The organism is Kitasatospora sp. RG8 (genome assembly GCF_017813315.1).
Taxonomy (GTDB): domain Bacteria; phylum Actinomycetota; class Actinomycetes; order Streptomycetales; family Streptomycetaceae; genus Kitasatospora.
This window is the reverse complement of the sequence record NZ_JAGIYX010000008.1, coordinates 111,285-137,752: the sequence shown is the minus strand read 5'-3', so window position 1 is coordinate 137,752 and position 26,468 is coordinate 111,285. Positions and strand designations below refer to the sequence as shown.

Annotated in this window: 27 protein-coding genes and 1 pseudogene; 22 read left to right on the top strand and 6 right to left on the bottom strand. The window is 71.9% G+C overall.

From position 1 onward, the window contains the following. Positions 1-20 precede the first annotated feature (20 nt). Positions 21-335: a hypothetical protein gene (locus J5Y04_RS14940; RefSeq protein ID WP_209412485.1), complete on the bottom strand. Its 315-nt coding sequence runs from the start codon at positions 333-335 to the stop codon at positions 21-23. Further along, complete coding sequence (locus J5Y04_RS14935) at positions 332-622, bottom strand: SAV_915 family protein (RefSeq protein ID WP_209412484.1); 291 nt, start codon at positions 620-622, stop codon at positions 332-334. Before J5Y04_RS14935 ends, J5Y04_RS14940 begins: the two co-directional genes overlap by 4 nt. Positions 623-856: 234 nt before the next feature. Between J5Y04_RS14935 and J5Y04_RS14930 the strand changes: the two genes are divergently transcribed. The 3 genes from J5Y04_RS14930 (at position 857) to J5Y04_RS14920 (ending at position 4,082) form a co-directional block, all read left to right on the top strand. Next, complete coding sequence (locus J5Y04_RS14930) at positions 857-1,294, top strand: helix-turn-helix domain-containing protein (RefSeq protein WP_209412483.1); 438 nt, start codon at positions 857-859, stop codon at positions 1,292-1,294. Further along, positions 1,287-1,697: a DUF4180 domain-containing protein gene (locus J5Y04_RS14925; protein WP_209412482.1), complete on the top strand. Its 411-nt coding sequence runs from the start codon at positions 1,287-1,289 to the stop codon at positions 1,695-1,697. Before J5Y04_RS14930 ends, J5Y04_RS14925 begins: the two co-directional genes overlap by 8 nt. A gap of 165 nt (positions 1,698-1,862) precedes the next feature. Further along, positions 1,863-4,082 carry an NADP-dependent isocitrate dehydrogenase gene (locus J5Y04_RS14920; RefSeq protein WP_209412481.1) on the top strand — a complete coding sequence of 740 codons (2,220 nt, stop codon included), beginning with the start codon at positions 1,863-1,865 and terminating at the stop codon, positions 4,080-4,082. Positions 4,083-4,151: 69 nt separating this feature from the next. On the opposite strand, the gene J5Y04_RS14915 is transcribed toward J5Y04_RS14920, so the two are convergent. Then, positions 4,152-5,621, bottom strand: coding sequence for an MFS transporter (locus tag J5Y04_RS14915; RefSeq protein ID WP_209412480.1), 1,470 nt, complete (start codon positions 5,619-5,621; stop codon positions 4,152-4,154). A 146-nt stretch (positions 5,622-5,767) separates the two neighbouring features. Here J5Y04_RS14915 and J5Y04_RS14910 point away from each other — a divergent pair, with 146 nt between their 5' ends. Then, positions 5,768-6,544, top strand: coding sequence for a TetR/AcrR family transcriptional regulator C-terminal domain-containing protein (locus J5Y04_RS14910; protein ID WP_209412479.1), 777 nt, complete (start codon positions 5,768-5,770; stop codon positions 6,542-6,544). A gap of 78 nt (positions 6,545-6,622) precedes the next feature. Here J5Y04_RS14910 and J5Y04_RS14905 read toward each other — a convergent pair whose 3' ends face one another. Beyond that, the gene (locus J5Y04_RS14905) at positions 6,623-7,594 is read right to left on the bottom strand and encodes a cytochrome c oxidase assembly protein (RefSeq protein WP_209412478.1); all 972 of its coding nucleotides are present in this window, start codon (positions 7,592-7,594) and stop codon (positions 6,623-6,625) included. A 357-nt stretch (positions 7,595-7,951) separates the two neighbouring features. Here J5Y04_RS14905 and J5Y04_RS14900 point away from each other — a divergent pair, with 357 nt between their 5' ends. The 16 genes and pseudogenes from J5Y04_RS14900 (at position 7,952) to J5Y04_RS14825 (ending at position 22,316) form a co-directional block, all read left to right on the top strand. Next, a complete protein-coding gene (locus J5Y04_RS14900) occupies positions 7,952-9,514 on the top strand; it encodes an AMP-binding protein (protein WP_209412477.1) in 1,563 nt (520 codons plus the stop codon). Positions 9,515-9,635: 121 nt separating this feature from the next. Next, positions 9,636-10,868, top strand: a complete 1,233-nt coding sequence (gene hemA, locus J5Y04_RS14895) for a 5-aminolevulinate synthase (RefSeq protein WP_209412476.1) — start codon at positions 9,636-9,638, stop codon at positions 10,866-10,868. Then, positions 10,865-12,385 carry an AMP-binding protein gene (locus J5Y04_RS14890; RefSeq protein ID WP_209412475.1) on the top strand — a complete coding sequence of 507 codons (1,521 nt, stop codon included), beginning with the start codon at positions 10,865-10,867 and terminating at the stop codon, positions 12,383-12,385. The genes hemA and J5Y04_RS14890 overlap by 4 nt, the downstream gene beginning before the upstream one ends. Positions 12,386-12,489: 104 nt before the next feature. Then, positions 12,490-13,377 carry a 3-oxoacyl-[acyl-carrier-protein] reductase gene (gene fabG / locus J5Y04_RS14885; RefSeq protein WP_307853119.1) on the top strand — a complete coding sequence of 296 codons (888 nt, stop codon included), beginning with the start codon at positions 12,490-12,492 and terminating at the stop codon, positions 13,375-13,377. After that, a complete protein-coding gene (locus J5Y04_RS14880) occupies positions 13,377-13,805 on the top strand; it encodes a 3-hydroxyacyl-ACP dehydratase FabZ family protein (protein ID WP_209412474.1) in 429 nt (142 codons plus the stop codon). Before fabG ends, J5Y04_RS14880 begins: the two co-directional genes overlap by 1 nt. Beyond that, the gene (locus J5Y04_RS14875) at positions 13,802-14,278 is read left to right on the top strand and encodes a 3-hydroxyacyl-ACP dehydratase FabZ family protein (RefSeq protein ID WP_209412473.1); all 477 of its coding nucleotides are present in this window, start codon (positions 13,802-13,804) and stop codon (positions 14,276-14,278) included. The genes J5Y04_RS14880 and J5Y04_RS14875 overlap by 4 nt, the downstream gene beginning before the upstream one ends. A gap of 105 nt (positions 14,279-14,383) precedes the next feature. Further along, the gene (locus J5Y04_RS14870; protein WP_148641354.1) at positions 14,384-14,644 is read left to right on the top strand and encodes an acyl carrier protein; all 261 of its coding nucleotides are present in this window, start codon (positions 14,384-14,386) and stop codon (positions 14,642-14,644) included. A gap of 1 nt (position 14,645) precedes the next feature. Then, a complete protein-coding gene (locus J5Y04_RS14865; RefSeq protein WP_209412472.1) occupies positions 14,646-15,854 on the top strand; it encodes a beta-ketoacyl synthase in 1,209 nt (402 codons plus the stop codon). Next, on the top strand, positions 15,851-16,972 hold the full coding sequence (locus J5Y04_RS14860; RefSeq protein ID WP_209412471.1) for a beta-ketoacyl synthase N-terminal-like domain-containing protein: 1,122 nt from the start codon (positions 15,851-15,853) through the stop codon (positions 16,970-16,972). Before J5Y04_RS14865 ends, J5Y04_RS14860 begins: the two co-directional genes overlap by 4 nt. Next, positions 16,956-17,813 (top strand): alpha/beta fold hydrolase, encoded by an 858-nt coding sequence (locus J5Y04_RS14855; protein WP_209412470.1) that lies wholly within the window; start codon positions 16,956-16,958, stop codon positions 17,811-17,813. Before J5Y04_RS14860 ends, J5Y04_RS14855 begins: the two co-directional genes overlap by 17 nt. Beyond that, positions 17,810-18,448 (top strand): 2-hydroxychromene-2-carboxylate isomerase, encoded by a 639-nt coding sequence (locus J5Y04_RS14850; RefSeq protein WP_209412469.1) that lies wholly within the window; start codon positions 17,810-17,812, stop codon positions 18,446-18,448. Before J5Y04_RS14855 ends, J5Y04_RS14850 begins: the two co-directional genes overlap by 4 nt. Then, positions 18,445-18,618, top strand: a complete 174-nt coding sequence (locus J5Y04_RS14845; RefSeq protein ID WP_209412468.1) for a hypothetical protein — start codon at positions 18,445-18,447, stop codon at positions 18,616-18,618. The genes J5Y04_RS14850 and J5Y04_RS14845 overlap by 4 nt, the downstream gene beginning before the upstream one ends. Continuing rightward, positions 18,615-20,047 (top strand): annotated as a pseudogene (locus J5Y04_RS43965) (aldehyde dehydrogenase family protein). Before J5Y04_RS14845 ends, J5Y04_RS43965 begins: the two are co-directional and overlap by 4 nt. Positions 20,048-20,073: 26 nt before the next feature. Beyond that, a complete protein-coding gene (locus J5Y04_RS14835) occupies positions 20,074-20,871 on the top strand; it encodes a response regulator transcription factor (RefSeq protein WP_209412467.1) in 798 nt (265 codons plus the stop codon). A gap of 31 nt (positions 20,872-20,902) precedes the next feature. Next, positions 20,903-21,433: a DUF4188 domain-containing protein gene (locus J5Y04_RS14830; protein ID WP_209412466.1), complete on the top strand. Its 531-nt coding sequence runs from the start codon at positions 20,903-20,905 to the stop codon at positions 21,431-21,433. 58 nt (positions 21,434-21,491) lie between these two features. Continuing rightward, positions 21,492-22,316 (top strand): thioesterase family protein, encoded by an 825-nt coding sequence (locus J5Y04_RS14825; RefSeq protein ID WP_209412465.1) that lies wholly within the window; start codon positions 21,492-21,494, stop codon positions 22,314-22,316. Positions 22,317-22,524: 208 nt separating this feature from the next. On the opposite strand, the gene J5Y04_RS14820 is transcribed toward J5Y04_RS14825, so the two are convergent. Together J5Y04_RS14820 and J5Y04_RS14815 are read right to left on the bottom strand one after the other, a co-directional pair. Further along, entirely contained in the window at positions 22,525-23,289 is a 765-nt protein-coding gene (locus J5Y04_RS14820) for a response regulator transcription factor (RefSeq protein WP_209412464.1), read from the bottom strand. A 178-nt stretch (positions 23,290-23,467) separates the two neighbouring features. Then, on the bottom strand, positions 23,468-23,899 hold the full coding sequence (locus J5Y04_RS14815) for a MarR family winged helix-turn-helix transcriptional regulator (protein ID WP_245204826.1): 432 nt from the start codon (positions 23,897-23,899) through the stop codon (positions 23,468-23,470). 87 nt (positions 23,900-23,986) lie between these two features. Between J5Y04_RS14815 and J5Y04_RS14810 the strand changes: the two genes are divergently transcribed. Both J5Y04_RS14810 and J5Y04_RS14805 read left to right on the top strand, forming a co-directional pair. Beyond that, positions 23,987-25,543 carry an MFS transporter gene (locus J5Y04_RS14810; RefSeq protein ID WP_209412463.1) on the top strand — a complete coding sequence of 519 codons (1,557 nt, stop codon included), beginning with the start codon at positions 23,987-23,989 and terminating at the stop codon, positions 25,541-25,543. A gap of 339 nt (positions 25,544-25,882) precedes the next feature. Continuing rightward, positions 25,883-26,383: a hypothetical protein gene (locus J5Y04_RS14805; RefSeq protein ID WP_209412462.1), complete on the top strand. Its 501-nt coding sequence runs from the start codon at positions 25,883-25,885 to the stop codon at positions 26,381-26,383. Positions 26,384-26,468: the final 85 nt, after the last annotated feature.

Genomic DNA, 26,468 nt, shown 5'->3' with positions numbered 1-26,468 from the left:
CCCGGGGCGCGTGGTCCGCCCTACGGCACCGGCCGCAGGGTCGGCGGCCGCGGGACGAGGGCCCGCAGGACGACGTCGATCCGGACGTGGGCGGCGCCCGCGCGCTGCAGGGCCGTGGAGACGGCGCGTAACTCCTCGGGGCCGGTGCAGGCGAGGCGGAGTTCGAGGTCGGCGTCCCCGGCCAGGGCGAGTCCGCTCTGCACGGCGGGGAACTCGGCGGCCAGCCGGTCGAAGTCGAGCGGGACGGGGCCGAAGCGGATCCGGGCGAGGGCGTGCAGGGACCGGGCCGCCCCGGGCTCCGGGTTGCCGCCCGGGAGCAGTCGGAGGGCGGTCACCGGGTCTGGAGCACGGCCGTCGGGGCGGGGGAGCCGGTCCCGCGGACGGGCGGCGCGACGAGGCGCGGGTCCAGCACCAGGGCGTCGATGCCGAGGGGCGCGGCGAGCGCCCGCAGTGCCGGCTCCCCGAGCTCGGCGGCCGCCTGGTCCGGCCCGAGCAGGGCGGTCAGGGCCGCGGCGGAGCTGAAGCCGACCGCGCAGCGGCGGCCGTCGCGGAGGCGGAAGAGCCGGAGGGCGGTGGTGCGTCCGGTGACGGTGACCGGGACGTGCCAGACGACGCGGGCCATGCGGGTGCTCCCGGGTGGTGGAGGGGCCTGCCGGAACTGCTCCTTCGACGCTAGGGCGTCCGCGGGCCGCGGGCCGCCGTCCTGACGCGGTGTTGACCGAATGCGGTGCCGTATTGACGGGGTTCTGACGGTGGCGCCGCGGTGACGGGTCCAACGCTCCTTATTCTTCCCTATCACTGCCGTCGTCATGGTAGTTTGCGGATTCATAGAGGAGCTCGGGGAAGGTGGCGTCCGATGCCGCAGTACTACTCGGTGGAACAGGTGGCCGAGCTGCTGGGGCTGCACGTCCGCACCGTGCGCGGCTACGTCCGCGACGGACGGCTGAAGGCGGCCCGGATCGGCAAGCAGTACCGGATCACCGCGGAGGATCTCGCGGCCTTCACCGGCGCCCCGGCGGCGCCCGCGCCGGCCGTCGTCGCGCCGGAACTGCGTGCCGAGGCGTCCACGATCGTGCAGGTGGACGGCATCGGCACCCGGGAGGCGGCCCGTCTCGCCAGCACCGTGATGGCGGCGATCTCCGGCCCCCGCGAGGGCGGCCGGCCGCTCAAGTTCCAGACCGTCCACGACGAGGAGCGCTCGACGCTCAAGGTGATCGTCTTCGGCGGGCTGGCCGACACCGCCGAGCTGCTCGTCCTCATCAATGCGCTGATCAGGGAGAATCGCCATGTCTGAGCACCACGAGGCCACCGAGACCGTCGAGACCGTGGCCGGTTCCGAGGTCGTCGAGATCGCCGGGACCACCGTCCTGCGACTGCCCGCCGAGGGCACGGTGATCGGCGGCGAGGGGGATGCGATGGACCTGATCGGCGACGCGATGGGCCGCGACGCCACCTGGGTCGTCGTCCCGGCCGCCCGCCTCGGGGGCGACTTCTTCCGGCTGAGCACCCGCGTGGCGGGCGGCATCGTGCAGAAGTTCGTCAACTACCGGATCGGCCTGGCGGTCACCGGCGACATCTCGGAGCACGTGGCCGCCAGCAGCGCCCTGCGCGACTTCGTGGTCGAGAGCAACCGCGGCAACCAGCTCTGGTTCCTCGCCGACGCCGGTGAGTTCGACGCCCGGCTCGCCCGGGCCTGAGCCCTCTCCGTTTGCCCTGCGCCCGTCCCGGGACCACGGTGGAGCTGACCACCGACGGCCCGGGGCGGGCGTCGGCGTGTGCTCCGGGACGGGGGGTGGTGGAGCGGAGGGGCGAGCACGAGATATCTTGACATCAAGACGTTGGAGACGTGAAGCGGAGTACCGATGACTGACTCGACCATCATCTATACGCACACCGACGAGGCGCCGGCCCTGGCAACGTACTCGTTCCTGCCCGTGGTCCAGGCCTACGCCTCGACGGCCGGCGTGCAGGTGGAGACGCGTGACATCTCCCTGGCCGGCCGGATCATCGCGAGCTTCCCGGAGCGTCTGGAGGAGGGCCAGCGGATCGAGGACGCCCTCGCCGAGCTGGGCGAGCTCGCCAAGACCCCCGGCGCCAACATCATCAAGCTGCCGAACATCTCGGCCTCCATCCCGCAGCTGAAGGCGGCCATCGCCGAGCTCCAGGCGCAGGGCTACGCGCTGCCGGACTACCCGGACGACCCGCAGACCGACGAGGACAAGGACGTCCGCGCCCGCTACGACAAGGTCAAGGGCAGCGCCGTCAACCCCGTCCTGCGCGAGGGCAACTCGGACCGCCGCGCCCCCGCGTCGGTCAAGAACTACGCCAAGACGCACCCGCACCGCATGGGCGCCTGGACGGCCGACTCCAAGACCAACGTCGCCACCATGGGCCAGAACGACTTCCGCTCCACCGAGAAGTCCACCGTGATCGCCGCCGACGGCTCGCTGCGCATCGAGCTGGTGGCCGAGGACGGCGCCACCACCGTGCTGCGCCCGTCGGTGCCGGTCCTGGCCGGCGAGGTCGTGGACGCCTCGGTGATGCGCGCCGCCGCCCTGAACGAGTTCCTGGCCGCGCAGGTCGCCCGTGCCAAGGCCGAGGGCGTGCTGTTCTCGGTGCACCTCAAGGCCACCATGATGAAGGTCTCCGACCCGATCATCTTCGGCCACGTGGTCCGCGCCTTCTTCCCGCAGACCTTCGCCAAGTACGGCGAGGCGCTCGTCGCCGCCGGCCTGAACCCGAACAACGGCCTCGGCGGCATCCTGGGAGGCCTCGACAAGCTGGCCAACGGTGCCGAGATCAAGGCCTCGTTCGAGGCCGAGCTGGCCGACGGCCCGGCGCTGGCCATGGTCGACTCCGACAAGGGCATCACCAACCTGCACGTGCCGAGCGACGTCATCGTCGACGCCTCGATGCCGGCCATGATCCGCACCTCGGGCCACATGTGGGGCCCGGACGGCAACGAGGCCGACACCCTGGCCGTCCTGCCGGACAGCAGCTACTCCGGCGTGTACCAGGCCGTCATCGACGACTGCCGTGCCAACGGCGCCCTCGACCCGGCCACCATCGGCTCGGTGCCGAACGTCGGCCTGATGGCGCAGGCGGCCGAGGAGTACGGCAGCCACGACAAGACCTTCGAGATCCCGGCCGCGGGCACCGTCCGCCTGGTCGACACCGAGGGCAACGTGGTGCTGGAGCAGGCCGTCCAGGCCGGCGACATCTTCCGCGCCTGCCAGACCAAGGACCTGCCGATCCGCGACTGGGTCAAGCTGGCCGTCACCCGCGCCCGCGCCACCGGCAGCCCGGCCGTCTTCTGGCTGGACGAGGGCCGCGCGCACGACGCCGTCCTGATCGGCAAGGTCAAGGAGTACCTGCCGGAGCACGACACCGAGGGCCTGCAGATCGAGATCAAGACGCCGGTCGAGGCGACGAAGTTCTCGCTGGAGCGGATCCGCCGCGGTGAGGACACCATCTCCGTCACCGGCAACGTGCTGCGTGACTACCTGACCGACCTCTTCCCGATCCTGGAGCTGGGCACCAGCGCCAAGATGCTGTCGGTCGTCCCGCTGATGAACGGCGGCGGCCTGTTCGAGACCGGCGCCGGCGGCTCCGCCCCGAAGCACGTCCAGCAGCTGGTCAAGGAGAACTACCTGCGCTGGGACAGCCTGGGCGAGTTCTTCGCGCTGGCCGCCAGCTTCGAGCACCTGGCCCAGTCCACCGACAACGCCCGCGCCCAGGTGCTGGCCGACACGCTGGACCGCGCCACCGGCACCTTCCTGAACGAGGACAAGTCGCCGAGCCGCCGCCTCGGTGGCATCGACAACCGTGGAAGCCACTTCTACCTGGCCCTGTACTGGGCCCAGGAGCTGGCGCAGCAGACCGCCGACGCCGAGCTGGCCCAGGCGTTCGCGGGTCTGGCCAAGGCGCTGTCCGACCAGGAGCAGACCATCGTCGAGGAGCTCATCGCCGTCCAGGGCTCCCCGGTCGAGCTCGGTGGCTACTACCAGCCCGACCCGGCCAAGGCCGCGGCCGCGATGCGCCCGTCGAAGACCTTCAACGACGCGCTGGCCAACCTCGGCTGATCCAGGCCCGGTTGAACGGGGAGGCCCCGGAGTCCGCACAGGACTCCGGGGCCTCCCGCGTACCCGGGGTCAGTGACCGTCCTCCGGGCGGGCGTGGCGGGGGAGCAGGAAGGCGACCAGGAAGGCGAGCGCCAGCAGGCCGGCGGTCAGGCCGAAGGTCCGGCCCGCCGCGTGCTGGAAGCCGTCTGGGCCGGCCCAGCCGAAGAACGCGGTGCCGAGCAGCGCGACACCGATCGAACCGCCGAGCTGCTGCTGGGCGTTGAGCACGCCGGAGGCCGACCCGGTCTCGGCGTCCTCGACGCCGGCCAGGGCGATGTCGAAGAACGGCGCCATGATCAGGCCGAGGCCGAAGCCGGTGACGGCCAGCGCGGGGATCAGCTCCCAGCTGGTCAGGCCGCCGGCCCAGTGGTCGACGCAGGCCCAGAGGCCGAGCGCCCCCGCGGCCGCGACGGCCATGCCCGCGTGCAGGACCCGGCGGCCGAACCGCGGGCCGAGGAAGCCCCCGGAGAGGACCGCGCCGATCACGATGCCCAGCGAGAGCGGGATCATGCTGAGGCCGGAGTGCAGCGAGGTCCAGCCGAGGCCGAGCTGGAGGTAGAGGGTGAAGGTCAGCAGCAGGCCGGAGACCGCGGCGAAGAAGACCAGCCCGGTGGCGAGCGCCGAGGTGAAGGCCCGCTTGGCGAAGAGTGAAGGCTCGATCAGCGGGGTGCCGCCGCGCTTCAGCACGCGGCGCTGGTGGAGGACGAAGAGCCGGAGCACCGGCAGCGAGGCGGCCATGGACAGGTAGGTCCAGAGCGGCCAGTCCAGCTCGCGGCCCTGCACCAGCGGGTAGACCAGCAGCAGGACGGCGGCGCTGAGCACCAGGACGCCGAGCGGGTCGAGCCGGCCGGCGCCGGCGGTGCGGGTGGTCCGGTCGGCGGGCAGGATCCTGACGGCGGCGAGCACCGCGAGCAGGCCGAGCGGCAGGTTGATCAGGAAGACCATCCGCCAGCCGGTGCCGAACCAGTCGGCGTCGGTGAGGTAGCCGCCCAGGGTCGGCCCGAGGACGGAGGAGAGCCCGAGGACCGGGCCGAAGAGACCGAACGCGGCGCCCATCTCCTTCGGCGGGAACATCGCCTTGATCAGGCCGAGCCCCTGCGGGATCAGCAGGGCGGCGAAGAGGCCCTGGACGGTCCGGGCGGCGATCAGCGTGCCCGGGCCGGGCGCGGCGGCGCAGAGCACCGAGGCGAGGGTGAAGCCGGCCGCGCCGGCGACGAAGAGGTTCTTGCGACCGAAGAGGTCGCCGAGCCGGGCGCCGGTGATCAGCAGGACGGCGAAGGCGAGCGTGTAGGAGGCGGAGATCCACTGGATCTGCGCGTCGCTGCCGCCGAAGTCGCGCTGGATGGCGGGGGAGGCGACGCCGACGATCGTGGTGTCGAGGAGGTCCATCACCTCGGCGGCCAGGATCACGGCGAGGGCGGCCCAGCGCAGTCGGTAGCCGGCCGGTTCGGGCTCGGCGGCCTCGGTGGCGGGTCGGGGAGGGGCGGTCTGACTGGTCATGGGAGGGCTCTCCGGGAAGGTCTGAGCTGAACGAACCACGTTCGCCCTAACGAACACTGTTTCCTTGCGACGAACAGTGTTCTCCCATGGAACAGTGTTCGTGTCAAGTAGTGTGGGACTCGTCAACGACCACGAAGGAGCCCTCCATGACCAGTGCCGCCCCGCGTCCGAGCTGGTCGGCGCACTGGCAGGAGAAGGAGAAGGCGGCGTCCAGGCGCCAGCCGCTCAGCCGCGAGCGGATCGTCGAGGCCGCCCTGCGGATCGTCGACACCGAGGGAATGGACGCGCTGAGCATGCGCCGGGTCGGCCAGGAGCTCGGTACCGGCGCCGCCAGCCTCTACGCCCACGTCGGCAACAAGGACGAGTTGGTCGAGCTCGTCCTCGACCTGGCGTACTCCGAGATCGCCCTCGAAGAGCCGGACCCGGCCAACTGGGAGGACCAGCTCAAGCGGCTGATGCGCCGCTCGCGGGACGTCCTGCTCGGCCACCGCGACCTCGCCAAGGCCGCCGTGGTCGCGAACGTCCCGGTCACCCCGCACGCCATGGACATCGCCGACACCATGCTGGGCATCCTGCGCGCCGGCGGGCTGGACGAGCAGACCGCCGCGTACGGCGTGGACCTGCTCGGGCTGTACACCACCGCGACCACCTTCGAGGCGTCCACCCGCAGCGCCCACACCGAGGCCGACGCGGAGGCCTACACCGGTCGGGTGCGGGAGTACTTCAGCACGATCCCGGCCGACCGCTACCCGATGATCACCTCGATGGCCGCGGCGCTCACCCGCAACGTCGGCGACGAGCGTTTCGAGTTCGGCCTGGACATCCTGGTCGCCGGCCTCGCCCGGCAGGGCGGCGGGGCCGGGCAGAGCGGCGGGGCCGGTCGGGCCGACGGTGTCGGGCAGGCCGACGGACCGACGGGCTGACGGGTCGCCGGGCGTCCCCGGGAACGACGGAACCCCCCGCCCGGGCGTCGGGCGGGGGGTTCCGTTAGGCGGTGGAGGCTAAGCGTCGGCCGCCGGCGCCGGGCGCCGGCCGCGCTTGTCCAGCGAGGCCAGGTACGCGTTGTACGCCGCCAGCTCGGCGTCGCCGCTGCGGTCCTCGGCCCGGTCCCGGCGGCGGGACACCCGCTGCTCGGAGCGCATCCACTGGTAGACCAGCGCGATCAGCACGATCGCGGTCGGGATCTCGCCGAACGCCCAGGTGATGCCGCCGGCCAGCTTCTGGTCCTCCAGGAGGCTGGTCCCGGGCGGCGCGCCGGCCTCGGTGAAGGTCGTCACCAGCGGGTGGCCGGCCATCATCACGGCCACGCCGAAGAAGGCGTGGAACGGCATCCCCATGAACAGCTCGATGATCCGCATCACGTGGCCGGGGCGGTTCGGGCCCGGGTCCACACCCATGATCGGCCAGAAGAACGCCAGCCCGGTGGCCAGGAAGTGCACCATCATGAAGATGTGCCCGAGGCGGTACTGCATCAGGAAGTCGAACAGCGGGGTGAAGTACACCCCGTACAGGCTCGCGATGAACAGCGGAATGGTGAACGCCGGGTGCGAGATCACCTTGACGTAGGTGCTGTGCAGCAGCGCCACCAGCAGCTCGCGCGGTCCGCGCGGGCGCCCCTTCCCGGCCGGGCGCAGCGCCCGCAGTGCCAGCGTGATCGGCGCGCCGAGCAGCAGCAGGATCGGTGACAGCATCGAGAGCACCATGTGCTGCATCATGTGCGCGCTGAACAGCACCATGCCGTAGTCGTTCAGCCCGGTGCAGGTGACCAGGATCACCGAGCCGACGCCCGCCACCCAGCCGACGGCCCGGCCGATCGGCCAGCGGTCGCCGCGCCGGTACAGCCGCACCACGCCCGTCCCGTACAGCGCCAGCGCGACCAGGCCGCCGATCAGGAACACCCAGTCGGGGGACCAGGTCATGACGTTGGAGAGGGAGAACGGCCCCAGCTCCGTCATCCCTCCGTGGTGGTGCATGCCTGACATTCCGTCGCCCATGGGCGGGTCCTGCTTTCCCTCGTCGCGGCCCCCGGACGGGTCCGGTTCGCCCGTTTTGCTTCGGCATACAGAGTAGGCGGGCCTTACCCCGGCGCTTCCCCCGGCCCCCGCCCCGCGCGGGCCCGCCGGCCCGCGCGGCCGCTCGGCCACCCCCGGCCGCACGACCCGGCCACCCGACCGGGGTACCCGTTCGGCTACCCCGGTCGTGCGCCCCTTCCGAGGCGCCGGTCAAGCCGTCCGAACGTTCTTTCCCGGGCCTTTCCCGACCGGAAGGATCGGAACGCACCCGGGCAGCAGACCGAGATCCGCCGGGGGTTCACATCGAGAGGCAGGGCCATGACCCCACAGGACCACTGGTGGACAGAGAGCGACAGCTACGTCGCGGACATCCTCTCGGTGTTCGCGGCGGCGCCGGAGCGCCCCGCCGTTCACTGGCGGGGCGAGGCGCTCTCCGGCGGTGAGCTGATCCGGTCCGTCACCGGCACCCTCCGCGCGCTGCGGGACAACGGCGTCGGACAGGGGGACGTCGTGGCCGTCCTGGTCGCCCCCAACAGCCCCGAGATGCTCACCGCGCGGTACGCCGCGCACCTGCTCGGCGGCGCCGTCTGCTACCTGCGCTCCACCAACCCGGGGACCAGCTCGACGATCCTTCCGCTGGACCACCAGATCCAGATCCTGCGCGACACCGCGGCCGTGACGGTCTACGCGGACGACGAGAGCGCGCAGCGCGCCCTGGAGCTCGCCGAGGGCGCCGGCGGACTCCCGGTGACGCGCGCCCGCCGCGCCGACGGCGACACCGTCGAGGCCGGCGCCCCCACCGCCGCGCCGTGGGACCCGCAGGCCCTCTCGGTGATCAGCTTCACCAGCGGGAGCACCGGACGGCCGAAGGGCATCCGGCTGGCCGGCCGGGTCTGGAACGGCTCCGTCCGGGGGATGGTGGCGGCCGACCGCGCGGCCGAGTCCGTGAAGCTGCTGGTGACGACCCCGCTGAGCCACACCGTGGCCGCGATGGCCGACGCCGCCCTCGCCCTGGGCGGGGAGATCCACCTCCACGAGGCCTTCGACGCCGGGCGGTTCGTCGCGGCCGTCTCCGAGCAGGAGATCTCGTGGACCTTCCTGGCGACGACCCAGCTGTTCCAGCTGCTCGACCACCTGGACGAGCGCGGCGCCCTGGACCTCGCGTCCGGCGGTCTGTCCTCGCTGAAGCGGCTGATCTACAGCGGCAGCCCGGCGGCGCCCGCCAGGATCGCGCAGGCGGTCCGGATCCTGGGCCCCGTCATGGTGCAGGCCTACGGCACCGGGGAGACCGGCCGCATCACCTCGCTGCGCCGCGAGGACCACTACGACCCGTGGCTGTCGACCACCGTGGGGCGCCCCTTCCCCGAGGTGGAGGTCGTCGTCGGCGACCCGAACACCGGCGAGCCGGTGGCCACCGGCGAGGTCGGCGAGGTCCGGGTGCGTTCACCGCACCTCATGGACGGCTACACCGGAGACCCGGAGCGGACGGCGAAGGTCCTCCGGGACGGCTGGTACTTCACCGGGGACATCGGCTACTCCGACGAACGCGGCTACCTCCACCTGCTGGGCCGGGTGGCGGACGTGGTCAAGGTCGGCGGGGTCAAGGTCCATCCGACGGTGGTCGAGCGGGAGATCCTCTCGCTGCCGGGCGTCCGCCACGCCGCCGTCTACGGCGTGCAGGACCGGGACGGCGCCGAGCACCTCCACGCGACGCTGGTCTGCGACCCGGCGGCCGAGGTCCGGACGGAGGCCGTCCGTGCGCACCTCGCCGAGTCGCTGTCGGTCCTGCACGCGCCCGAGAAGATCAGCCTCGTCAGTGCGCTGCCGCTGAACGACAACGGCAAGCCCGACAAGCTGCGGCTGCGGCTGCTGGAGGCCTGATCCGCCCGGCCCGGCACGCGCAAGCCCGGCGTCCCGGCATCCCGAACCCCAGTTTCCCGGTCCCCGAACCCGGATCACCGCATCCGGCTCCCGGGGGATCGACATCGAGAAAGCGAACGCAATGAACCTGCATCTGGAATCGTATTCCGACGGCGCCACCGCTGCGGACCTCGCCGAGCGCAGGCGCGAGTTCCTGGAGATCGGACGTCGCTCCGGCGAGTTCCCCAGCGCCACCGCCCGGCGGGACGGCGTGGACTCGCAGATCAGCGTCTGGTGCAGCAACGACTACCTCGGCATGGGGCAGAACCGCCACGTCGTCGAGGCGATGAAGGCCGCGATCGACGCCCACGGCGTGGGCTCCGGCGGCTCGCGCAACATCGGCGGCACCAACCACTACCACGTCCAGCTGGAGCAGGAGCTGGCGGACCTGCACGGCAAGGAGGCCGCCCTCCTCTTCACCTCCGGCTACACGGCCAACGACGGGGCGCTCACCGTCCTGGCGGGGATGCCGAAGGACACCGTCGTCTTCTCCGACGCGAAGAACCACGCGTCGATCATCGACGGCCTCCGGCACAGCGGCGCGCAGAAGCACGTCTTCCGCCACAACGACGTCGCCCACCTGGAGGAGCTGCTGGCGGCCACCCCCGCCGACCGCCCGAAGCTGGTCGTCCTGGAGTCGGTCTACTCGATGTCGGGTGACATCGCGCCGCTGGCCGAGATGGCCGAGGTCGCGGACCGGTACAACGCCACGACGTACATCGACGAGGTGCACGCCGTCGGAATGTACGGCCCCCAGGGCGCCGGCATAGCCGCGCGGGAGGGCATCGCCGACCGGTTCACCGTCGTCATGGGCACCCTGGCCAAGGGCTACGGCACGGTCGGCGGGTACATCGCGGGCCCGGCCGCCCTCGTCGACGCCGTCCGCACGCTCTCGCGCTCCTTCATCTTCACGACCTCGCTGCCGCCGGCCGTCGCGGCCGGTTCGCTGGCGGCGGTCCGCTACCTGCGGACCTCCGACGCCGAGCGCAAGAAGCTGGCGGAGAACGCCCAGCTGCTGCACCGGCTGCTCACCGAGGCCGACATCCCGTTCATCTCCACGGACTCGCACATCGTCTCGGCCTTCGTCGGCGACGACGAGACCTGCAAGAAGGCGTCCCAGCTGCTGTTCGAGCAGCACGGCATCTACGTCCAGTCCATCAACGCGCCCAGTGTGCGCGCCGGCGAGGAGATCCTGCGGATCGCCCCGTCCGCGGTGCACGGGCGGGCGGACGTCGAGAACTTCGCCGAGGCGCTGCGCGGGATCTGGAAGGAACTGGAGATCCCCTCGGCGAGCGACCGGAACTGGCTGAAGTGACCGGGTCGGTGGCCGCCGTGCTGGCCGGTTCGGCAGCCCGACGGCCGGACCGTCCGGCGCTGGTGTGCGGCACGGCACGGCTCTCGTACGCGCAGCTGTGGGAGCAGGCCCGGCGGTACGCCGCGGCCCTGCGGGCGGAGCGGATCGGGCCCGGTGACAGGGTCGCCCTGCTGCTGCCGAACACGCCGGAGTTCGCGGCGCTGTACTTCGCGGTGCTGGCGCTCGGCGCCGTGGTCGTGCCGGTCGGCACCGCCCTGAGGTCGGCCGAGATCTCGCACGTGCTGCGGGACTCGGGGGCGCGGGCGCTCGTGTGGGCCGGCGCGCTGCCCGAGGAGGCCGCCCGCAGCGCCGAGGCGGCCGGTGTCCTGGTGCTGGCCGTCGGGGACGCCGACGGCGCGGCGCACCGGCTCGACGCCGACGCCGAGCCGGTCGCCACCTACGTCGAGCGGGCGCCGGACGACCTCGCGGTCGTCCTGTACACCTCCGGCACCACGGGCACGCCGAAGGGGGTGATGCTCACCCACCACAGCGTCCTGACGAACATCACGGTGACCGCCGTGTCGCCGTTCGCCTTCGGGGAGGACGACGTCCTGCTCGGCGCCCTCCCGCTGTCGCACACCTTCGGGCAGATCTGCGGGATGGCGGTGTGCTTCCACGCCGGGGCGACCATGGTCGTCATGGAGCGCTTCGGGGCGGAGGACGCCCTGCGGCTGATGCGCGAGCACGGCTGCACGGTCTTCATGGGCGTCCCGACCATGTACTACGGCATGCTCGAAGCCGTTGCGGCGGGTGCGCGGGCCCCGCGCCTCTCCCGCGTCTACAGCGGCGGTTCGGCCCTTCCGGTGCCGGTCCTCGAACAGGTCCGGACGACGTTCGGGTGCGAGGTGTACGAGGGGTACGGGCTGACGGAGACGTCCCCGGTCGTCGCGTACAACCTGCCCGGGACGGTGTGCAAGCCGGGGACGGTGGGCCTGCCCATCGAGGGCGTGGAGGTCGCGGTCGCGGCGGCCGAGGTGGAGGGCCGCATCGAGCTGTTGGACCGGGGCGAGATCGGCGAGGTCGTCGTGCGCGGGCACAACGTGATGGCCGGCTACCTCGGCCGCCCCCGGGAGACCGCCGAGGTGCTGGTCGACGGCTGGTTCCGCACCGGGGACCTCGGCGTGCAGGACGCGGACGGCTATCTGACCCTGGTCGACCGCAAGAAGGACCTTGTCGTCCGCGGCGGCTACAACGTGTACCCGCGCGAGGTCGAGGAGGTGCTGCTCGGTCATCCGGCGGTGGCCAGGGCGGCGGTGGTCGGAGTCCCGGACGCGAAGCACGGCGAGGAGGTGTGCGCCGTCGTCGTGGTCCGGGCGGGCCATCACGCGGACGCCGCGCTCGCCGGCGACATCGTGGCGTGGAGCAGGGAACGCATGGCGGCCTACAAGTACCCGCGCCGGGTCGAGTTCGTGGCGGACTTGCCGCTCGGTTCGAGCGGCAAGGTCCTCAAGCGGGAGCTGGCGCGCCGCTACGCCTGACGGCCGGTCAGTCGTCCGACTGGGCGTCATAGGCACTCCTGTGTACGGGAGTTCATGCAGGGACGACGGGACCGCCCGGCCGATACCGGCCGGGCGGTCCCGTCGTGTCCGAGGCCGTGGTCCAGACCGCCGGGACCGGCGGGCAATCCCTCGGAAGCCTCCAATGGCAGGAACCTGCCAGTCCCGGGGAAGGCCCTCCGGGCGGACCTAGCATTCAAATTGCCATCGCGATCAAAGGGGTCGAAGAAGCAATGAGCGAGCAAGGCTGTGTGGTTGTCACCGGCGGCTCCCGGGGAATTGGTCGGGCCGTAGCGCTTCAGCTGGCGGCGGACGGGTTCGATATCGCGTTCTGCTACCGGACCGGCGGCGCCGCGGCCGAGGAGACCGAGAAGGAAATCCGCGAGCTGGGCGTGGAGTGCTACCACGCGCCGTGCGACGTGGCCGACCTCGAATCGGTGCAGGCGTTCGTCAAGACCGTCGAGGAGAAGCTCGGCGGGATTTCCGGGCTGGTCAATTCGGCCGGCATCGTCAAGGACAACCCGATGGTCCTGATGCCGGCCGCGGACTGGCACGCGGTCATCGACACCAACCTGACCGGCACCTACAACTTCTGCCGCAGCGTGGTGTTCGGGTTCATGAAGCGCCGGAGCGGCGTCATCGTGAACATCTCGTCGGTCGCGGGCGTGTTCGGCAACCCGACCCAGAGCAACTACTCGGCGGCGAAGTCGGGAATCCACGGCATGAGCCGGGCGCTGGCGAAGGAAGTGGCCGGGTACGGCGTCCGGGTCAACGTGGTGGCCCCCGGGTTCATCGAGACCGACATGACCGCGGGGCTCGGCGAGAAGGCTCGCAAGGCCGCGCTCGGGATGATCCCGATGAAGCGGATCGGCGAGCCGGAGGACGTCTCCGACCTGGTGTCGTTCCTGGTCTCGGACCGCGCGGCCTACATCACCGGCCAGGTCATCCAGGTCGACGGCGGAATCGCGTTCTGATGCCGGAGACACCCGCGACGCGACCGCGCAGGCGCGCCGCACCGCTGGCCGCCGTCGACGGCGTCACGCTCGTCGGCGACACGGAGGTGACGGCGGTCAAGGCCGTCCACGCCGCCGACCCGTACCTCGACGGACACTACCCGGAATTCACGATCTATCCGGGCGTGTTCATCATGGAGTCGGTGAACCAGGCGGTCGACGAATTCGTCGCCCGCCGGTTCGGCGCCGGCCGGATCGCGGACCTGACGACCGTCAAGTCCGTGCGGTTCACCACCCCGGTTCTCCCGGGGGACACGCTCCAGGTGTCCTGCACGATTCTCGCCGACGGCGACGCGCTGGCCGTGAACGCGAGCTGCCGGAATTCCGCCGGCGCCACCGCGGCGAAACTGAGGCTGTCCTACGGGGTCGTGGACGGAGGCGGCCGGTGATCGACCACGCCGCAATCCGGGGAATCCTTCCGCACCGCCACCCGATACTCCTGGTGGACACCGTCCTGGAATGGCATCCGTTCGACCGGATCGTCACCACCAAGGCCGTCTCCGGCAGCGAGCCCTGTTATGCGGGAATGGCCGAGGGGCTCGGCCGGTCCGCCTATTCCTATCCGAAGACGCTGCTCATCGAATCGTTCGGCCAGAGCGGTGCCGTGCTCTGGCTGGAAAGCATCAGGACGCGTGGCGAAAGCCTGGACGGGACGCTGATATTCGCCGCGGCGCGCAATGTCGAGTTCCACCGCCCGGTGTACCCGGGTGACACCGTCCGGCACGAGCTGAAGATCGACCAGCTGGTCGGCGCCAACGCCTTCCTGTCCGGCCGGAGCCTCGTCGGCGACGAGCCGGTCATGACCGTCGGCGAGGCCATCGCGGTCATCCGGCCCAACACGCCTGCGGCACAAGAGGCCTGACGTCACGTCGGAGCAGAACCCGCCGGTCCGTTCCCGGACCGGCGGTCCAGAGCACCACGACCAACACCCAACCCCCCAACACCCAACCCAGAAAGCGGTAACGAGATGTCGACTGCGACCAACCAGCAGGTCATGGACGAGCTGCGCGAGATGATCGCGGAGGTCCTGGAGGAGGAGCCCGAGAACATCACCGAGACCAGCAGCTTCATCGAGGACCACGACGCCGACTCGCTCCGGGCGATCGAGATCCTGGCCCGCATCGAGAAGAAGTACAAGGTGTCGGTGCCGCAGGAGCGGCTCGCCGACATGGTGAACCTGCGCGCCGTGTACGACACGCTGGTCGAATACTCCGACGGGAACATCTGACATGCCCCGCCGTGTGGTGATCACCGGCCTCGGACCCCTGTCGACCATCGGTGTGGGCCCGGACGCCTTCGCGGCCGGCCTGCGGGCCGGCGCGAGCAACAGCGGGCCCATCCGCAGCTTCGACGCCTCCGGCTTCCCGCACAACGTCGCGAACGAGCTGGGTGACGTCAGCCCCGCGGACTACGTCACCAACCTCGACCCCGACGCCTGGGGACCGGCGAGCCTCGCCGCGGCCGCCGTCGCGCGGCTGGCGGTCGAGGACGCCGGCCTGGACCGCGCCGAACTGCGGCGCGGTCGGGCCGGGTCGGTCTTCGGGACGACCGGTGCCGAGACCCGCCTCCACGAGGAGGCGTACGAGAAGTGGCTGGCCGAGGGGACCGGCGCCGACATCGGCGGCCTCGTCAAGAGGATCCCCGCCTACCGGCTGGCCGTCGCCGCCAACCGCGAACTCGGCATCCACGGGGAGGCGGTGACCCTGGCCACCGCCTGCTCGGCGAGCAACTACGCCATCGGCTACGCCTACGACGTCATCGCGGCGGGTGACTCGGACTACATGATCGCCGGTGGCTCGGAGGCCATGTGCGCGTTCGCCGTCGCCGGCTTCTACCGGCTCGGTGCGCTCGCGAAGGACGTGTGCACGCCCTTCGACGCCGACCGCAAGGGCATCCTGATCGGCGAGGGCAGCTCCGCGCTGCTGCTGGAATCGCTGGACTCGGCGCTCGCCCGAGGGGCCGAGATCTACGCCGAGGTGCTCGGCTACGGGCTCAACTGCGATGCCAACCACATGGTGTCGCCGTTGGCGACGTCGATCGCCGAGTGCACCCGCCGGGCCCACGCCAACGCCGGGGTGAAGCAGAGCGAGATCGACTACATCTGCGCCCACGGGACCGGCACGCCGTCGAACGACTCCGCCGAGGTCGCCGCGCTGCGCGAGGTCTTCGGCGACGAGCTCCCCCCGGTGAGTTCGATCAAGTCGATGCTCGGCCACTCCATGGGCGCGGCGAGCGGGTTCGGTGCGATCGCCTCCTGCCTGGCGATCAGGGACGGCTTCCTGCCGCCGACGATCAACCTGAACACGCTCGACCCGGCCTTCGAGGGCATTGACGTGGTGCCGAACGTGTCGCGGGCCGCCGATGTGCGGATCGTGCAGAACAACGGGTTCGCCTTCGGCGGCAACAACGCCATCACGATCTTCGGGAGGTACGAATGAGCGCCCTGGCCGTGACCGGATGGGGGGTCCTGTCCGCCATCGGGTCGGGCGCGGAGGAGTTCTCCGAGGCCTGGGGAGAGCGCCGCAGCGGCCGCACGGACGTGACGGGGATGTTCGAGCAGCAGCTCCCGTCCGCGACCGCCTGCGCGATCCCCGGCTTCGACGCCAAGGAGTACCTGGGCAAGAAGGGGACGCGCTTCTTCGACAGGTCGACGGCGCTCTCCGTCGTCGCCTGCAAGCTCGCCCTGGACGACGCCCGCCTCGCCCGCGGGGAGGAGGCCGACGGCGGCATCGGGCTCGTGCTCGGACTGAGCAGCGGCGGGCCCCAGGCGATGTCGGACTTCATCCACGAGATGTACACCAGCGAGAAGCCGTACCTCGTCAACCCGCTGCTCTTCCCGTACGCGGTGATGAACGGTGCGGCGAGCGCCACGGCGATCTGGCACAAGCTCAAGGGTGTCAACGCCACGGTGTCCGGCGGGCAGATGGCCTTCCTCACCGCCCTGCGGTACGCCCGCAACAAGGTGCGCAACGGCTACGTGCACGCCGCCGTGACCGGGGTGGTGGAGGAGTTCTCGCCGACCCGCGCCTGGGCGTCGCACCGGGCCCGCGGCACCGCGGAGGGCCGCGTCGAACTCGGCGAGGGCGGTGCGTTCTTCGTGCTGGAGGACGCCGAGGCCGTGCGGACCGCCGGCCGCAGCCTCGACGCCGAGATCCTGGCGGTCGACGGCGGCCTCTACGGTGAGCCCGGCAGCGAGGACGACCCGGCCGCCGGCCTGGCGGAGTGCATCACCCGGGCGCTCGAAGCGGCCGGTGTCGCCGCGGCCGACGTGTGGGCGGTCGCGCCGTCGCTCTCCGGTTCACCGAGGCGCGACGCGATCGAGCTCGCGGCCGTCAGGACCGCGCTGGGCACCGGCACCCCGAACCTCCTGCCGGTCAAGGAACTGGTAGGTGAGACCTACTCCGCGGCGGGGGGCCTGCAGTTGGCCGCGCTGCTCGCGGAGCACCGCAACAACCCCGCCCGCGACGGTGCGGTCTCGCTGGTGACCTCGCTCACCTCCGAGGGGATGGCCGGGGTGGCCGTGGTCCGGGGGTGGAGCCGTGCGACGAGCGCATAGCGACCGGGGACCGGTCGCGCAGTCCGTGGTCGAGGGCGTGTCGCTCAGCGCGCACGGTCCGGCCCGCCCTCCGGTGGTGGCCATGCTGCACGGCCTGGAGGACGACTGGCAGAGCTGGAAGCCGGTCACGGACGGGCTCGGCGACCGGTTCCGCTGCTATGCGATCGACCTCCCGTGGCGCGCCGGCGGTGACTACGGCTGGCGCGCCGGCGGGACGGCCGGGCAGTGGGTGGAACGGGCCCTGGAGATCGTCCCCGAGCCGGTCTCCGTGGTCGTCGCCCACTCGATGGGTGCGAACGCCGTGCTGCACTGGCTGACGTCCGGTGCGGCGCGGCGGCTCGACGCCGTCGTGCTGCTCTCGCCGTTCTACCGCCTGACCTCCGTCCCGGTGGACTGGCCGATGTTCGACCGGTCGCTCGCCGACTTCCGGGCGGTCATGAAGGCCGGCCTGCGGGCGCGCCTCGGTGAGCGCGCCGCGCGGATCGGCCCGGAGCTGGTCGACCTGATGGCCGAGAAGGCGCTCGACCGGATCGGCCCGGAGGGCTTCCTCGCCCTGTTCGACCAGTTCATCTCCTCGTCCGGGCTGGACCTCGCGGCGAACACCGTGCCGACCCTCGTGGTCGGGGGGACCACCGATGCCGGCATCAGCGGTCCCCGCGCCGAGGCGCTCGGCCTGGCCATGCCGTCCGCGGAGATCCGCCTGGAGGACGGGCTGACGCACTTCTGCCACATCGAGCAGCCGCACCGGGTGGCCGAACTGGTCGCGGAGTTCCTGCTCCGCACGACACCCGCATTCACGAAGGCCGGGCAACGGCCGGGACCGGAAGGAGCGACCCCGTGAGCAAGCGGTACCCCCCGAAGTTCTACTTCTCCCTGCACAGCCCCTACAGCTGGATGGCGAGCAGGCTGCTGGCCGAGCGCTGCCCGCAGGCGCTCGAAGAGATGCAGATGATCCCGTACTTCTACCCGGACGCGCAGACCTGGAAGTCGATGGACGAACGGGGGATCGAGCTGCACTACGCGGACATGAGCAAGGCCAAGCACCTCTACATCCTCCAGGACGTCAAGCGGCTGTCCGCGCGGTTCGGCTTCGAGGTGACCTGGCCGGTCGACCGCGAGCCGTGGTGGGTGCTGCCGCACCACGCGTGGCTCGCCGCGAAGCGCACCGGCGACCAGAACATCCTGTACTGGGCGATGGTCGAGGCCCGCTGGGGCCGCGGCGAGGACATCTGCGACCGCGGGACGCTGCGCGGCATCGCCGACGCGGCCGGGCTCGACGGCGCGACGCTGGTCGCCGCGCCCGAGGACGAGGAGCTGCGCCAGGAGGGCATGGACGCCATGGAGGCGGCCTACCTGGACGACGTGTTCGGCGCTCCCTACTTCAAGATCGGCCCCCACCGCTACTGGGGACTGGACCGCCTCGACGACTTCATCGCGGGATTCGAGCAGTGGCAGCGGAAGGGCAGGGCGGCATGACGGCGAACCCGGCCGGTCCCCGGGCGGCGGAGACGGAGAGCCTGACGGGCCTGCGTCGCCCGGTGCCGCTCGTCGCGGACATCGACGACGACCCGATGGACGGCATCCCGGCCGAGCTCACCGGGCTGGTGAGCGGCCTCGGCAACGACACCGCGGGCGGCTGCGGATGAGCGCCTCCGTACCCGCGCGGACGCACTGGATCGGCGGCACCCGGACCACCGGCCACACGCAGTGGATCGACGTCGTCGACCCGGCGACGGAGGAGCGCCTGTCGGTGGTGCCGGCGGGCACCGCGGCGGACGCGGACCTCGCGGTCGCGGCGGCCGTGCGGGCGTTCGGCCACTGGTCCGGCGTGCCGCTGCGCGAGCGGGTCGACGCGGTGCGGGCGGTCGCGAAGGGGCTGGCGGCCCGGCAGGACGAGATCGCCGCGGCCGTCACCGCGGAGGTCGGCGTGCCGGCGGTGTTCTCGCAGCGGGTCCAGGCGTCCCTGCCGGTCGCCGTCGCGTCCGGGGCCGCCGCCGTCGCCGAGGACTTCGCCTGGACCGAGCAGATCGGACGCTCGACCGTGTTCCGCGAACCGGTCGGCGTGGTTGCGGCGATCACGCCGTGGAACTTCCCGCTGCACCAGGCCGTCGCCAAGGTCGCGCCGGCCCTGCTGGCCGGGAACACGGTGGTGCTGAAGCCCAGCGAGATCGCCCCGCTGACCGCGATGATCCTCGCCGAGGTCGTCCGCGGGGCGGGGGTGCCCGACGGTGCCCTCAACGTCGTCCACGGACGGGGCCCGGAGGTGCGGCGCTCGCCTCCCACCCGGACGTCGACATGGTCTCCTTCACCGGATCGACCGGGGCGGGCCGCAGCGTCGCGGCACTCGGGGCGCGGACCGTCAAACGGGTCGCCCTGGAACTGGGCGGCAAGTCCGCCAACCTGGTGCTGCCGGACGCCGACCTCCTCACCGCGGTACGGGCCGGCGTCGCGAACTGCTTCATGAACAACGGCCAGATGTGCTGGGCCTGGACCCGGCTGCTGGTGCCCGCCGCGCTGCACGACCAGGCGGTCGAGGCGGCCGCGGAGGCGGCGGCGGCCTTCACCGTCGGCGACCCGGCCCTGCCGGGCACCCGGATCGGTCCGCTGGCGTCCGCCGCCCAACGCGACCGGGTACGGGGCTACATCGAGCGCGGGATCGCCGACGGCGCCCGGCTCGCGGCCGGCGGTCCGACGCCCCCGGACGGGCTCGACCGCGGCTACTACGTCCGCCCGACCGTCTTCGCGGGGGTGAGTCCGACCGCGGTGATCGCCCAGGAGGAGATCTTCGGGCCGGTGCTGTCCGTCATCCCGTACTCCTCCGAGGACGAGGCGGTCTCCATCGCCAACGGCACGCGCTACGGCCTCGGCGGCGCCGTGTTCTCCGCGGACCCGGACCGTGCACTGGCCGTGGCCAGGCGGCTGCGCACCGGCCAGGTCGACATCAACGGCGCGGCCTTCAACGAGGCCGCCCCGTTCGGGGGGTACCGCCAGTCGGGCAACGGCCGCGAGCTCGGCCGCTTCGGACTGGAGGAGTTCTGCGAGGTCAAGTCAATCCAACGATCGGCATCCGGGTGACGGTCGTTGCAGGGAAGTGAGGCACCGTGCCGACCAGCACGCTCGACATCGACACTGACATCGACATCGACATCGACACCATCGCGACGGCCGCGACGACCGGGACGGCGACGACGACCAGGACGACCGTGACGGCCGCGACGACCGGGACGGCTGCGACGCCCGTCACGGCCGACCGCGCCGGGACGGGCGGCACCACCGCGATCGTCCTGATGATCCGTGATCACATGCGGCGCTACGGCGTCGAGGGGATGTTCCGTTCGCTCGACCCCCGGCTGACCACGCGCACCTGCGCGGACCTCGGCGAGCTCGCGGGCTTCTCCGGCGGTCAGCTGATCATCTCGTCCGGCGACGCGGTCGGCCCGCTCCCCGAGGAGACCGCCGACACCCTGCGCACCAACGACATCCGCGTCCTGGTCCTGGTCGACCCGGCCACCGTGGTCGAGCAGTCGTGGGCCGACCGCGCGCACGGCTTCCTGGACTGGGCGGACCTCAGCCCGGAGACCCTGGGCCTGGCGGTCGCCGACGTGGCGGCCGGGCGGTTCCACGTCTCGGAGTCCCTGGTGCGGCGCTCCGTGACGGCGTCCGACCAGGCCGCGAACGAGGCGGCGGCGCGGCGGGCGGCGGTCTCGCTGACGGCACGCGAACTCCAGGTGCTGCGGCTGATCGCGGGCGGGTCGAGCAACCGGCAGGTCGCCCGTTCGCTGGGCATCTCCGAGCACGGGGTCAAGCGCCTGGTCGGGATCGTCCTGGCCAAGCTCAACTGCCCGAACCGCACCCTCGCCGTGGTCCGGGCCATCGAGTCGGGTCTCCTCACGCTGTGAGCCGGCCGTACGAGAGAAGGAGCAGCGCCTCATGTCAGAGGTCCACCGCGGCCGCTACACCGCGGACATCGAGGGTGACTTCGTCGTCTTCCTGATCGGCATGCACGTGAACCGCCCCTGGCGGATCCACAAGTGGTGGCCGGTCTTCCGGTCGATGTTCGGCATGGTGAAGGACCTGCGCGAGCACCCCGAAAAGGGGGCGCTGTGCAGCTACTTCGCGCTGATCGCCGGAGTCGGTCCCGCGGTCGTCCAGTACTGGCGCAGCTTCGAGCAGTTGGAGGCGTTCGCCCGGAACACCGACGACCCGCACCTGCCGTCCTGGCGGCGGTACAACCGGGCCGTCCACGCGTCCGGGGACGTCGGCATCTGGCACGAGACCTACCTGGTGAAGGACGGACAGTACGAAACCGTCTACGCCAACATGGGCCGCATCGGGCTCGCCCGGGCCGGCTCGCTGAAGCCCGTGCAGAGCAAGGGCCACTCGGCCGCGCGCCGGCTCGGCCGGACCGCCGACGACCACCTGCCCGCCGGCATCCGCCCGCCGGGCGACCCGGCGGCCTGAGGCGCGCCGACGCGGCACCCCGGCTCCCGACGGCCGGTCCGACGAAAGGGAACGAAGGATGAACGACTCCACCACGACCGAGAACGCCCTGCCGCCCATCGACAGGTCCTGGCGGACCTGGGCCGGTGCTCTCGGCGGCCGGGTGTCCACGATGATGCTGCGGCACGCCGGTGAGCAGCTGACCGGGGACCTGGCCCCCAGGGCGGTGCACAGCTCGTTCCTCGCACCGGTGTCGGACCGCCCGCTGCTGGTGAGGTCCGAGGTGGTCCGCCAGTCGCGGACGAGCGCCGTGGTGCGTTCGACGCTCGTGCAGCACGAGCGTCCGGTGGCCCTGGCGACGGCCCTGTTCGGCACCGCGGGGGACAAGCCGACCCTGCAGGCGCCGGCGGCGCCGGTCGTACCGGCTCCCGAGGACTGCCCGGACGCGGGGTTCCCGGCTCGGATGTTCCCGTACACCGGCCACTTCGAGACCAGGATGGCGGGGGAGGAGCGGCCGTTCGGCGGCGGGACCAACCCCGAGATGACGGCCTGGATCCGGCTCCGGGAGCCCGACCTGACCCCGGCCGGGGCGGCGCTGGTCCTGCTGGACGCGATGCCGCCGGCGGTCTACGCGGCGACCTCCGAGCTGGTGTCGGTGCCGACCGCCGAGTACTCGGTGCACTTCGCCGACGGCCTGTCCTTCGCCGGGAGCGGCGACTGGGCCCTCGTACGGGTCAACACCGATCAGGCGAGTGACAGTTGGGCCGTGGAGTCCAGCAGTATGTGGAGTGCGGACGGCACCCTGCTCGCCGTCGGCCGGCAGACCCGTCAGATCCTGCGCCCGGCGGCGCCCGGTGGCGCGGTCCAGGTGCCCCCGACCTGGTGGACGGGCGCCGGCGCCTGACCCTGCGGGGCCGTGCCGGGCGCCGGGCCCGGTGGGGCCGTGCCGATGCCCGACCCTGCGGGGCCGTGCCGGGCGCGGGGCCCGGTGGGGCCGCAGCGGCCGCGCGACTGCGCAGGACGTCGCATGGAATGCCTCCGCGAATTCTCCAGAAAACGAGCACATGCCTCCCACCCGATCTGCCGACGGGTGGGAGGCATGTGGTGGAGGATCAGGCGGAGTGCCGGTACGAAAATTCCCCGTCAGGATCCCCGGGGCTCAGCAGGCCGTCCCGGAGCGCGTGCACGCCGGCCTGGAACCGTGAATTCGCGTCGAGTCGGCACATGATTTCCGCCACCCGCCTCCGGTAGGTGCGCAGCGACAGGCCGAGATTTCGGGCGGCCACTTCGTCCTTGTGGCCGAAGGCCAGTGCGTGGATGACCTGCCGGTCCATTTCGTCGAACTCCGACCGGAGGTTGCGCAGGTAACTCATCGGCTCGCTCGCGGCGTTCCAGGTCGCGGTGAGCAGTGACTGGATGTTCTTGATGACCGGCGGTGCCCAGACCGCCATGCACTGTTCCTGGGAGAGGCTCACCTGGGTGCGCATGAAGGCGACCTGGGAGTCCACGATCGCCAGCTCCTGGAGTCTGGTGTCGGTGACCCGCACCTGGATACCGCGGTCCCCGGCGGACAGCAGGTACTCCGGCGTGCACCAGTGCGGAAGATCGTCCCGGTGGTAGAGCACCCGGACCGAGAGTTTTCGCCGCACCCCATCCTGAAGGATTTCCCGCGCCATCTGGAGGCGCTCCCCGCTGTACCATTCCGAACTGGGTGCAGAGATGATCACGGCATGCCGGGACCGGGTCATGGACTGCAGGGCCGCTATTCGCATCTGGCCCGCATTCCCGAATTGCTCGATAAGGCCGTCCTGTTCGGCGGCGGAAATAATGTTCCGATCATTGACTGTTGCCCGGTCATTGCCCGAGGATGCCAGCATCCGAATTCCCCCATGAGTTTGGCTCTGGCTCGTTCCTGGTCAAACTGTAGTCGTCTGACAGGGGCCGCTCAAGTCGGACTTCGGTCAAATCTGGCTATACGCCTTCCGGTCCGGCCGGGGGCCGGAACGGGCGCGGTGGCCCTGATTTCCCGGCCCCGCGCCGTACCGCGGAAGCGCTTCAGTGGCAGGCTTTGGAGACGCCTTCCAGCCAGTGCCGGACGGCGGCCCGCTCCTCCGCCGAGAAGGCGGCCTCCAGCTGCTCCTCGCAGCGGTCGACGGCGGTGCGGGCCTCCGACAGGCGGGACTGCCCGGCCTCGGTGACGTGGATCTGCTGGCTGCGCCGGTCGGTCGGATTGGGGCGCCGCTCGATCAGGCCCTCCTGTTCGAGGCCGACCAGCATCTCGTTGGCGGCCTGACGGGAGCTCGCCACCTCCCGGGCGATGTCCGAGGCCGAGAGCCCGGGCTGTGACTCGGCCATCAGCAGCGTGGCGTACTGCGAGGTGGAGAGCCCGAACGCCTTGAGCTCCGCGGCGATCGCCGACCTCATGTTCAGCCAGACCTTGCGGACCAGGAAGGTCAGCGAGCCGACAGCCGCCCCGTGGGAATCCAACGTTCCGCCTCCTCAGAATCGACAGGTTCCTGACGGTTGTGCATACTGATCCCGTCAGGTTCTTGTCGATCCTATTCGAAGGCCCTCATGACGACGCCCCCGACCTTGCCGAGGACCAGGCAGCAGCTCATCCTCGCCGTGCTCCTCCTGTCCTCGCTGCTGATCTGGCTGGACAACAGCATCCTCACCACCACCTTCGAGACCCTCGCGGACCCGGTCCGCGGTCTCGGCGCCAGCCCCGCCCAACTCCAGTGGGCGACCGGCTCGTACACCCTGGTCTTCGCCACCCTGATGTTCGGCGCGGGCGCCCTGGGCGACCGCTTCGGGCACCGGACCGTGCTCGCCACCGGCATGGTGGTCTTCGGCGGCTCCTCGCTGTGGGCGGCCTACGCCACCGACGCGGGCCAGCTGATCGCCGGCCGGGCCGCGATGGGCCTGGGCAGCGCACTGATCATGCCCGCCGCCATGGCCGTTCTCATGTGGACCTTCACCGGTCCGGCGCGGGCGACCGCGATCGGCATCTCCTCGGCGTCCGCCGGGGTCGGGATCGCCGCCGGCCCGCTGCTGTCCGGACTCCTGCTCGACCGCTTCTGGTGGGGCTCGGTCTTCCTCATCAACCTCCCGGTCGTGGTGCTGGCGCTGATCGGGATCACCGTGCTCGTCCCCAACTTCCGCAGCCCCACCCGGCGTCCGCTCGACCCGGCCGGACTGCTGCTGTCGGTCAGCGGGCTCGCCTCCCTGGCCTACGGGCTGATCCGGGCCGGGCAGGTGGCCTCCTGGACCCCGGTCGGCGTCTGGGTGCCGATCGCGGCCGGCGTGGCCCTCCTGGCCACCTTCGTGCTCGTCGAACTGCGCACCAGGCAGCCCAGTTTCGACCCGCGGCTGCTCGGTCGGCGGATGTTCGGCGGCGGCAACGCGGCGCTCGGGATGCTGCTCTTCGCGATGACCTCCGCGAGCTTCTACGGCGCCTTCTACCTCCAGGGCGCACGCGGCTTCTCGCCGCTCCAGGCCGGTCTGGCCTTCTCCCCCGCGGCGTTCGGCTCGATCGTGGGGGCGCCGCTCGGCGTCCGGCTCTCCCGGCGCTGGTCGCTGCGCTCGGTCACCGCGTCGGCCCTGGCCACGGCGGGCCTGGCGATGGGCTCGCTGATGTTCTTCGGGCTGGACACCCCGCTCTTCTGGAACGAGATCATGTACCTGGTCCAGGGGCTGTCGATCGGGATGGTGATCGGCCCGGTGACGGCGGCGCTGATGAGCACCCTGCCCCTGGAGCGCGCCGGTGCCGGTTCGGCGGTGACCAACACCGTGCGGCAGACCGGCAGTCTGCTCGGGATCGCGGTGGGCGGCACGATCATGTCCATCGTGTACCGCCGGGCGATCGAGCCCGCGCTCGAGGACACGCCCGGCCCGCTGCGGGAGCAGGCGCGGATCTCCGCCGAGCAGGCCCGGCACGCCGCGGCCGCCGCCCACGAGCCCGCGCTGGCGCACGCCGCCGACAACGCCTTCATCCACGCCATGCACGTCAGTGCGGCCTGGACCATGCTGATCGCCCTCACCGGAGCGGTCCTGCTGGTGATCGCGCTGCGGCCCGACCGCAAGCCCGTCGAGCCGGTGCCGGACGACGTCCTGGAGCCGGCCGCCCGCTGACCGCGCCGGTGACGGCGCGGGGGAGGCCCTGTCTCAGTGGGGGGACAGGGCCTCCTGCCGCACGACGGCCGCGCGTGATCGGCGCCGTGCGTGCCCGGCGTCGCGCGACCGGCCCGTGCGTGCCCGGCGTCGCGCGTGACCGGCCCGTACGCGACCGGACCCGTCCGCGAAGGGGCCGTGCGCGTACGGGCCCGGGCCGGGGGGAGCGGCGGGCGTGCGTCGGTCACAGCTTGGCCAAGGCCCTCCGGCAGGGCTGTGCCGGCGACGTTCCTGCGCCACAATGCGGGGTGTCCGGGACCGGCGAACCGGGGGGTTGGCATGCGCGCATACGACAGCACCATGGCGACGAGGCTCGCGCGGCGGGCCGTGGAGGCGGTGGCGCCGCAGGAGCTGGCCCAGTTCGCCATGACGGCGGAGGCGTTCCACAGCACGCCGCCGCGCAAGCGGCTCCAGGCCGTCCGGCGCGACGAGCCGTTGGGGCTCGGGCTGGAGACCGCCGCGGCGCTGCTCAGCACCGCGGCCCTCGCGGTGGCCGTCCGGGTGCTCGACCACCTCACCGAGCGGGCCGCCGGGCAGGCCGCGGACACCGCCGAGCGGGGCGTGCGCGCCCTGTTCCGGCGCAGGCGTGCGGAGCCCGCCGCGGAGGCGGTGGAGCGGCTCTCCGCCGAGCAGTTGACGACCGTGCGCCAGGTGGCCGTCGACGCGGCGCTGCGCTTACGGGTCCCCGAGGAGCAGGCCCGGACGATCGCGGACGGGATCGTGGCGGAACTGGTCACCATGGCCCGGGGTCCGGCCCGGGAGGCCGGGCGGGGGGAGGACGCCGGGGAAGCCGCGCAGTGAGCGCGCTGCCCGCACCGGGGGCCGGGGCGGGGCCGGGCCCGGGGCAGCGGCACCCACGGCCGACGGGCCTGCCGTCCGGCACCAC

Bases quoted from the DNA above. Each gene is read 5' to 3' on its own strand.
- J5Y04_RS14860 (WP_209412471.1), top strand. From the start codon at position 15,851: ATGAGCGCCCTGGCCGTGACCGGATGGGGGGTCCTGTCCGCCATCGGG.
- J5Y04_RS14930 (WP_209412483.1), top strand. From the start codon at position 857: ATGCCGCAGTACTACTCGGTGGAACAGGTGGCCGAGCTGCTGGGGCTG.
- J5Y04_RS14830 (WP_209412466.1), top strand. From the start codon at position 20,903: ATGTCAGAGGTCCACCGCGGCCGCTACACCGCGGACATCGAGGGTGAC.
- J5Y04_RS14865 (WP_209412472.1), top strand. From the start codon at position 14,646: ATGCCCCGCCGTGTGGTGATCACCGGCCTCGGACCCCTGTCGACCATC.
- J5Y04_RS14925 (WP_209412482.1), top strand. From the start codon at position 1,287: ATGTCTGAGCACCACGAGGCCACCGAGACCGTCGAGACCGTGGCCGGT.
- hemA (WP_209412476.1), top strand. From the start codon at position 9,636: ATGAACCTGCATCTGGAATCGTATTCCGACGGCGCCACCGCTGCGGAC.
- J5Y04_RS14820 (WP_209412464.1), bottom strand. From the start codon at position 23,289: ATGCTGGCATCCTCGGGCAATGACCGGGCAACAGTCAATGATCGGAAC.
- J5Y04_RS14915 (WP_209412480.1), bottom strand. From the start codon at position 5,621: ATGACCAGTCAGACCGCCCCTCCCCGACCCGCCACCGAGGCCGCCGAG.
- J5Y04_RS14845 (WP_209412468.1), top strand. From the start codon at position 18,445: ATGACGGCGAACCCGGCCGGTCCCCGGGCGGCGGAGACGGAGAGCCTG.
- J5Y04_RS14900 (WP_209412477.1), top strand. From the start codon at position 7,952: ATGACCCCACAGGACCACTGGTGGACAGAGAGCGACAGCTACGTCGCG.
- J5Y04_RS14805 (WP_209412462.1), top strand. From the start codon at position 25,883: ATGGCGACGAGGCTCGCGCGGCGGGCCGTGGAGGCGGTGGCGCCGCAG.
- J5Y04_RS14810 (WP_209412463.1), top strand. From the start codon at position 23,987: ATGACGACGCCCCCGACCTTGCCGAGGACCAGGCAGCAGCTCATCCTC.
- J5Y04_RS14880 (WP_209412474.1), top strand. From the start codon at position 13,377: ATGCCGGAGACACCCGCGACGCGACCGCGCAGGCGCGCCGCACCGCTG.
- J5Y04_RS14910 (WP_209412479.1), top strand. From the start codon at position 5,768: ATGACCAGTGCCGCCCCGCGTCCGAGCTGGTCGGCGCACTGGCAGGAG.
- J5Y04_RS14920 (WP_209412481.1), top strand. From the start codon at position 1,863: ATGACTGACTCGACCATCATCTATACGCACACCGACGAGGCGCCGGCC.
- J5Y04_RS14870 (WP_148641354.1), top strand. From the start codon at position 14,384: ATGTCGACTGCGACCAACCAGCAGGTCATGGACGAGCTGCGCGAGATG.
- J5Y04_RS14935 (WP_209412484.1), bottom strand. From the start codon at position 622: ATGGCCCGCGTCGTCTGGCACGTCCCGGTCACCGTCACCGGACGCACC.
- J5Y04_RS14825 (WP_209412465.1), top strand. From the start codon at position 21,492: ATGAACGACTCCACCACGACCGAGAACGCCCTGCCGCCCATCGACAGG.
- J5Y04_RS14905 (WP_209412478.1), bottom strand. From the start codon at position 7,594: ATGCACCACCACGGAGGGATGACGGAGCTGGGGCCGTTCTCCCTCTCC.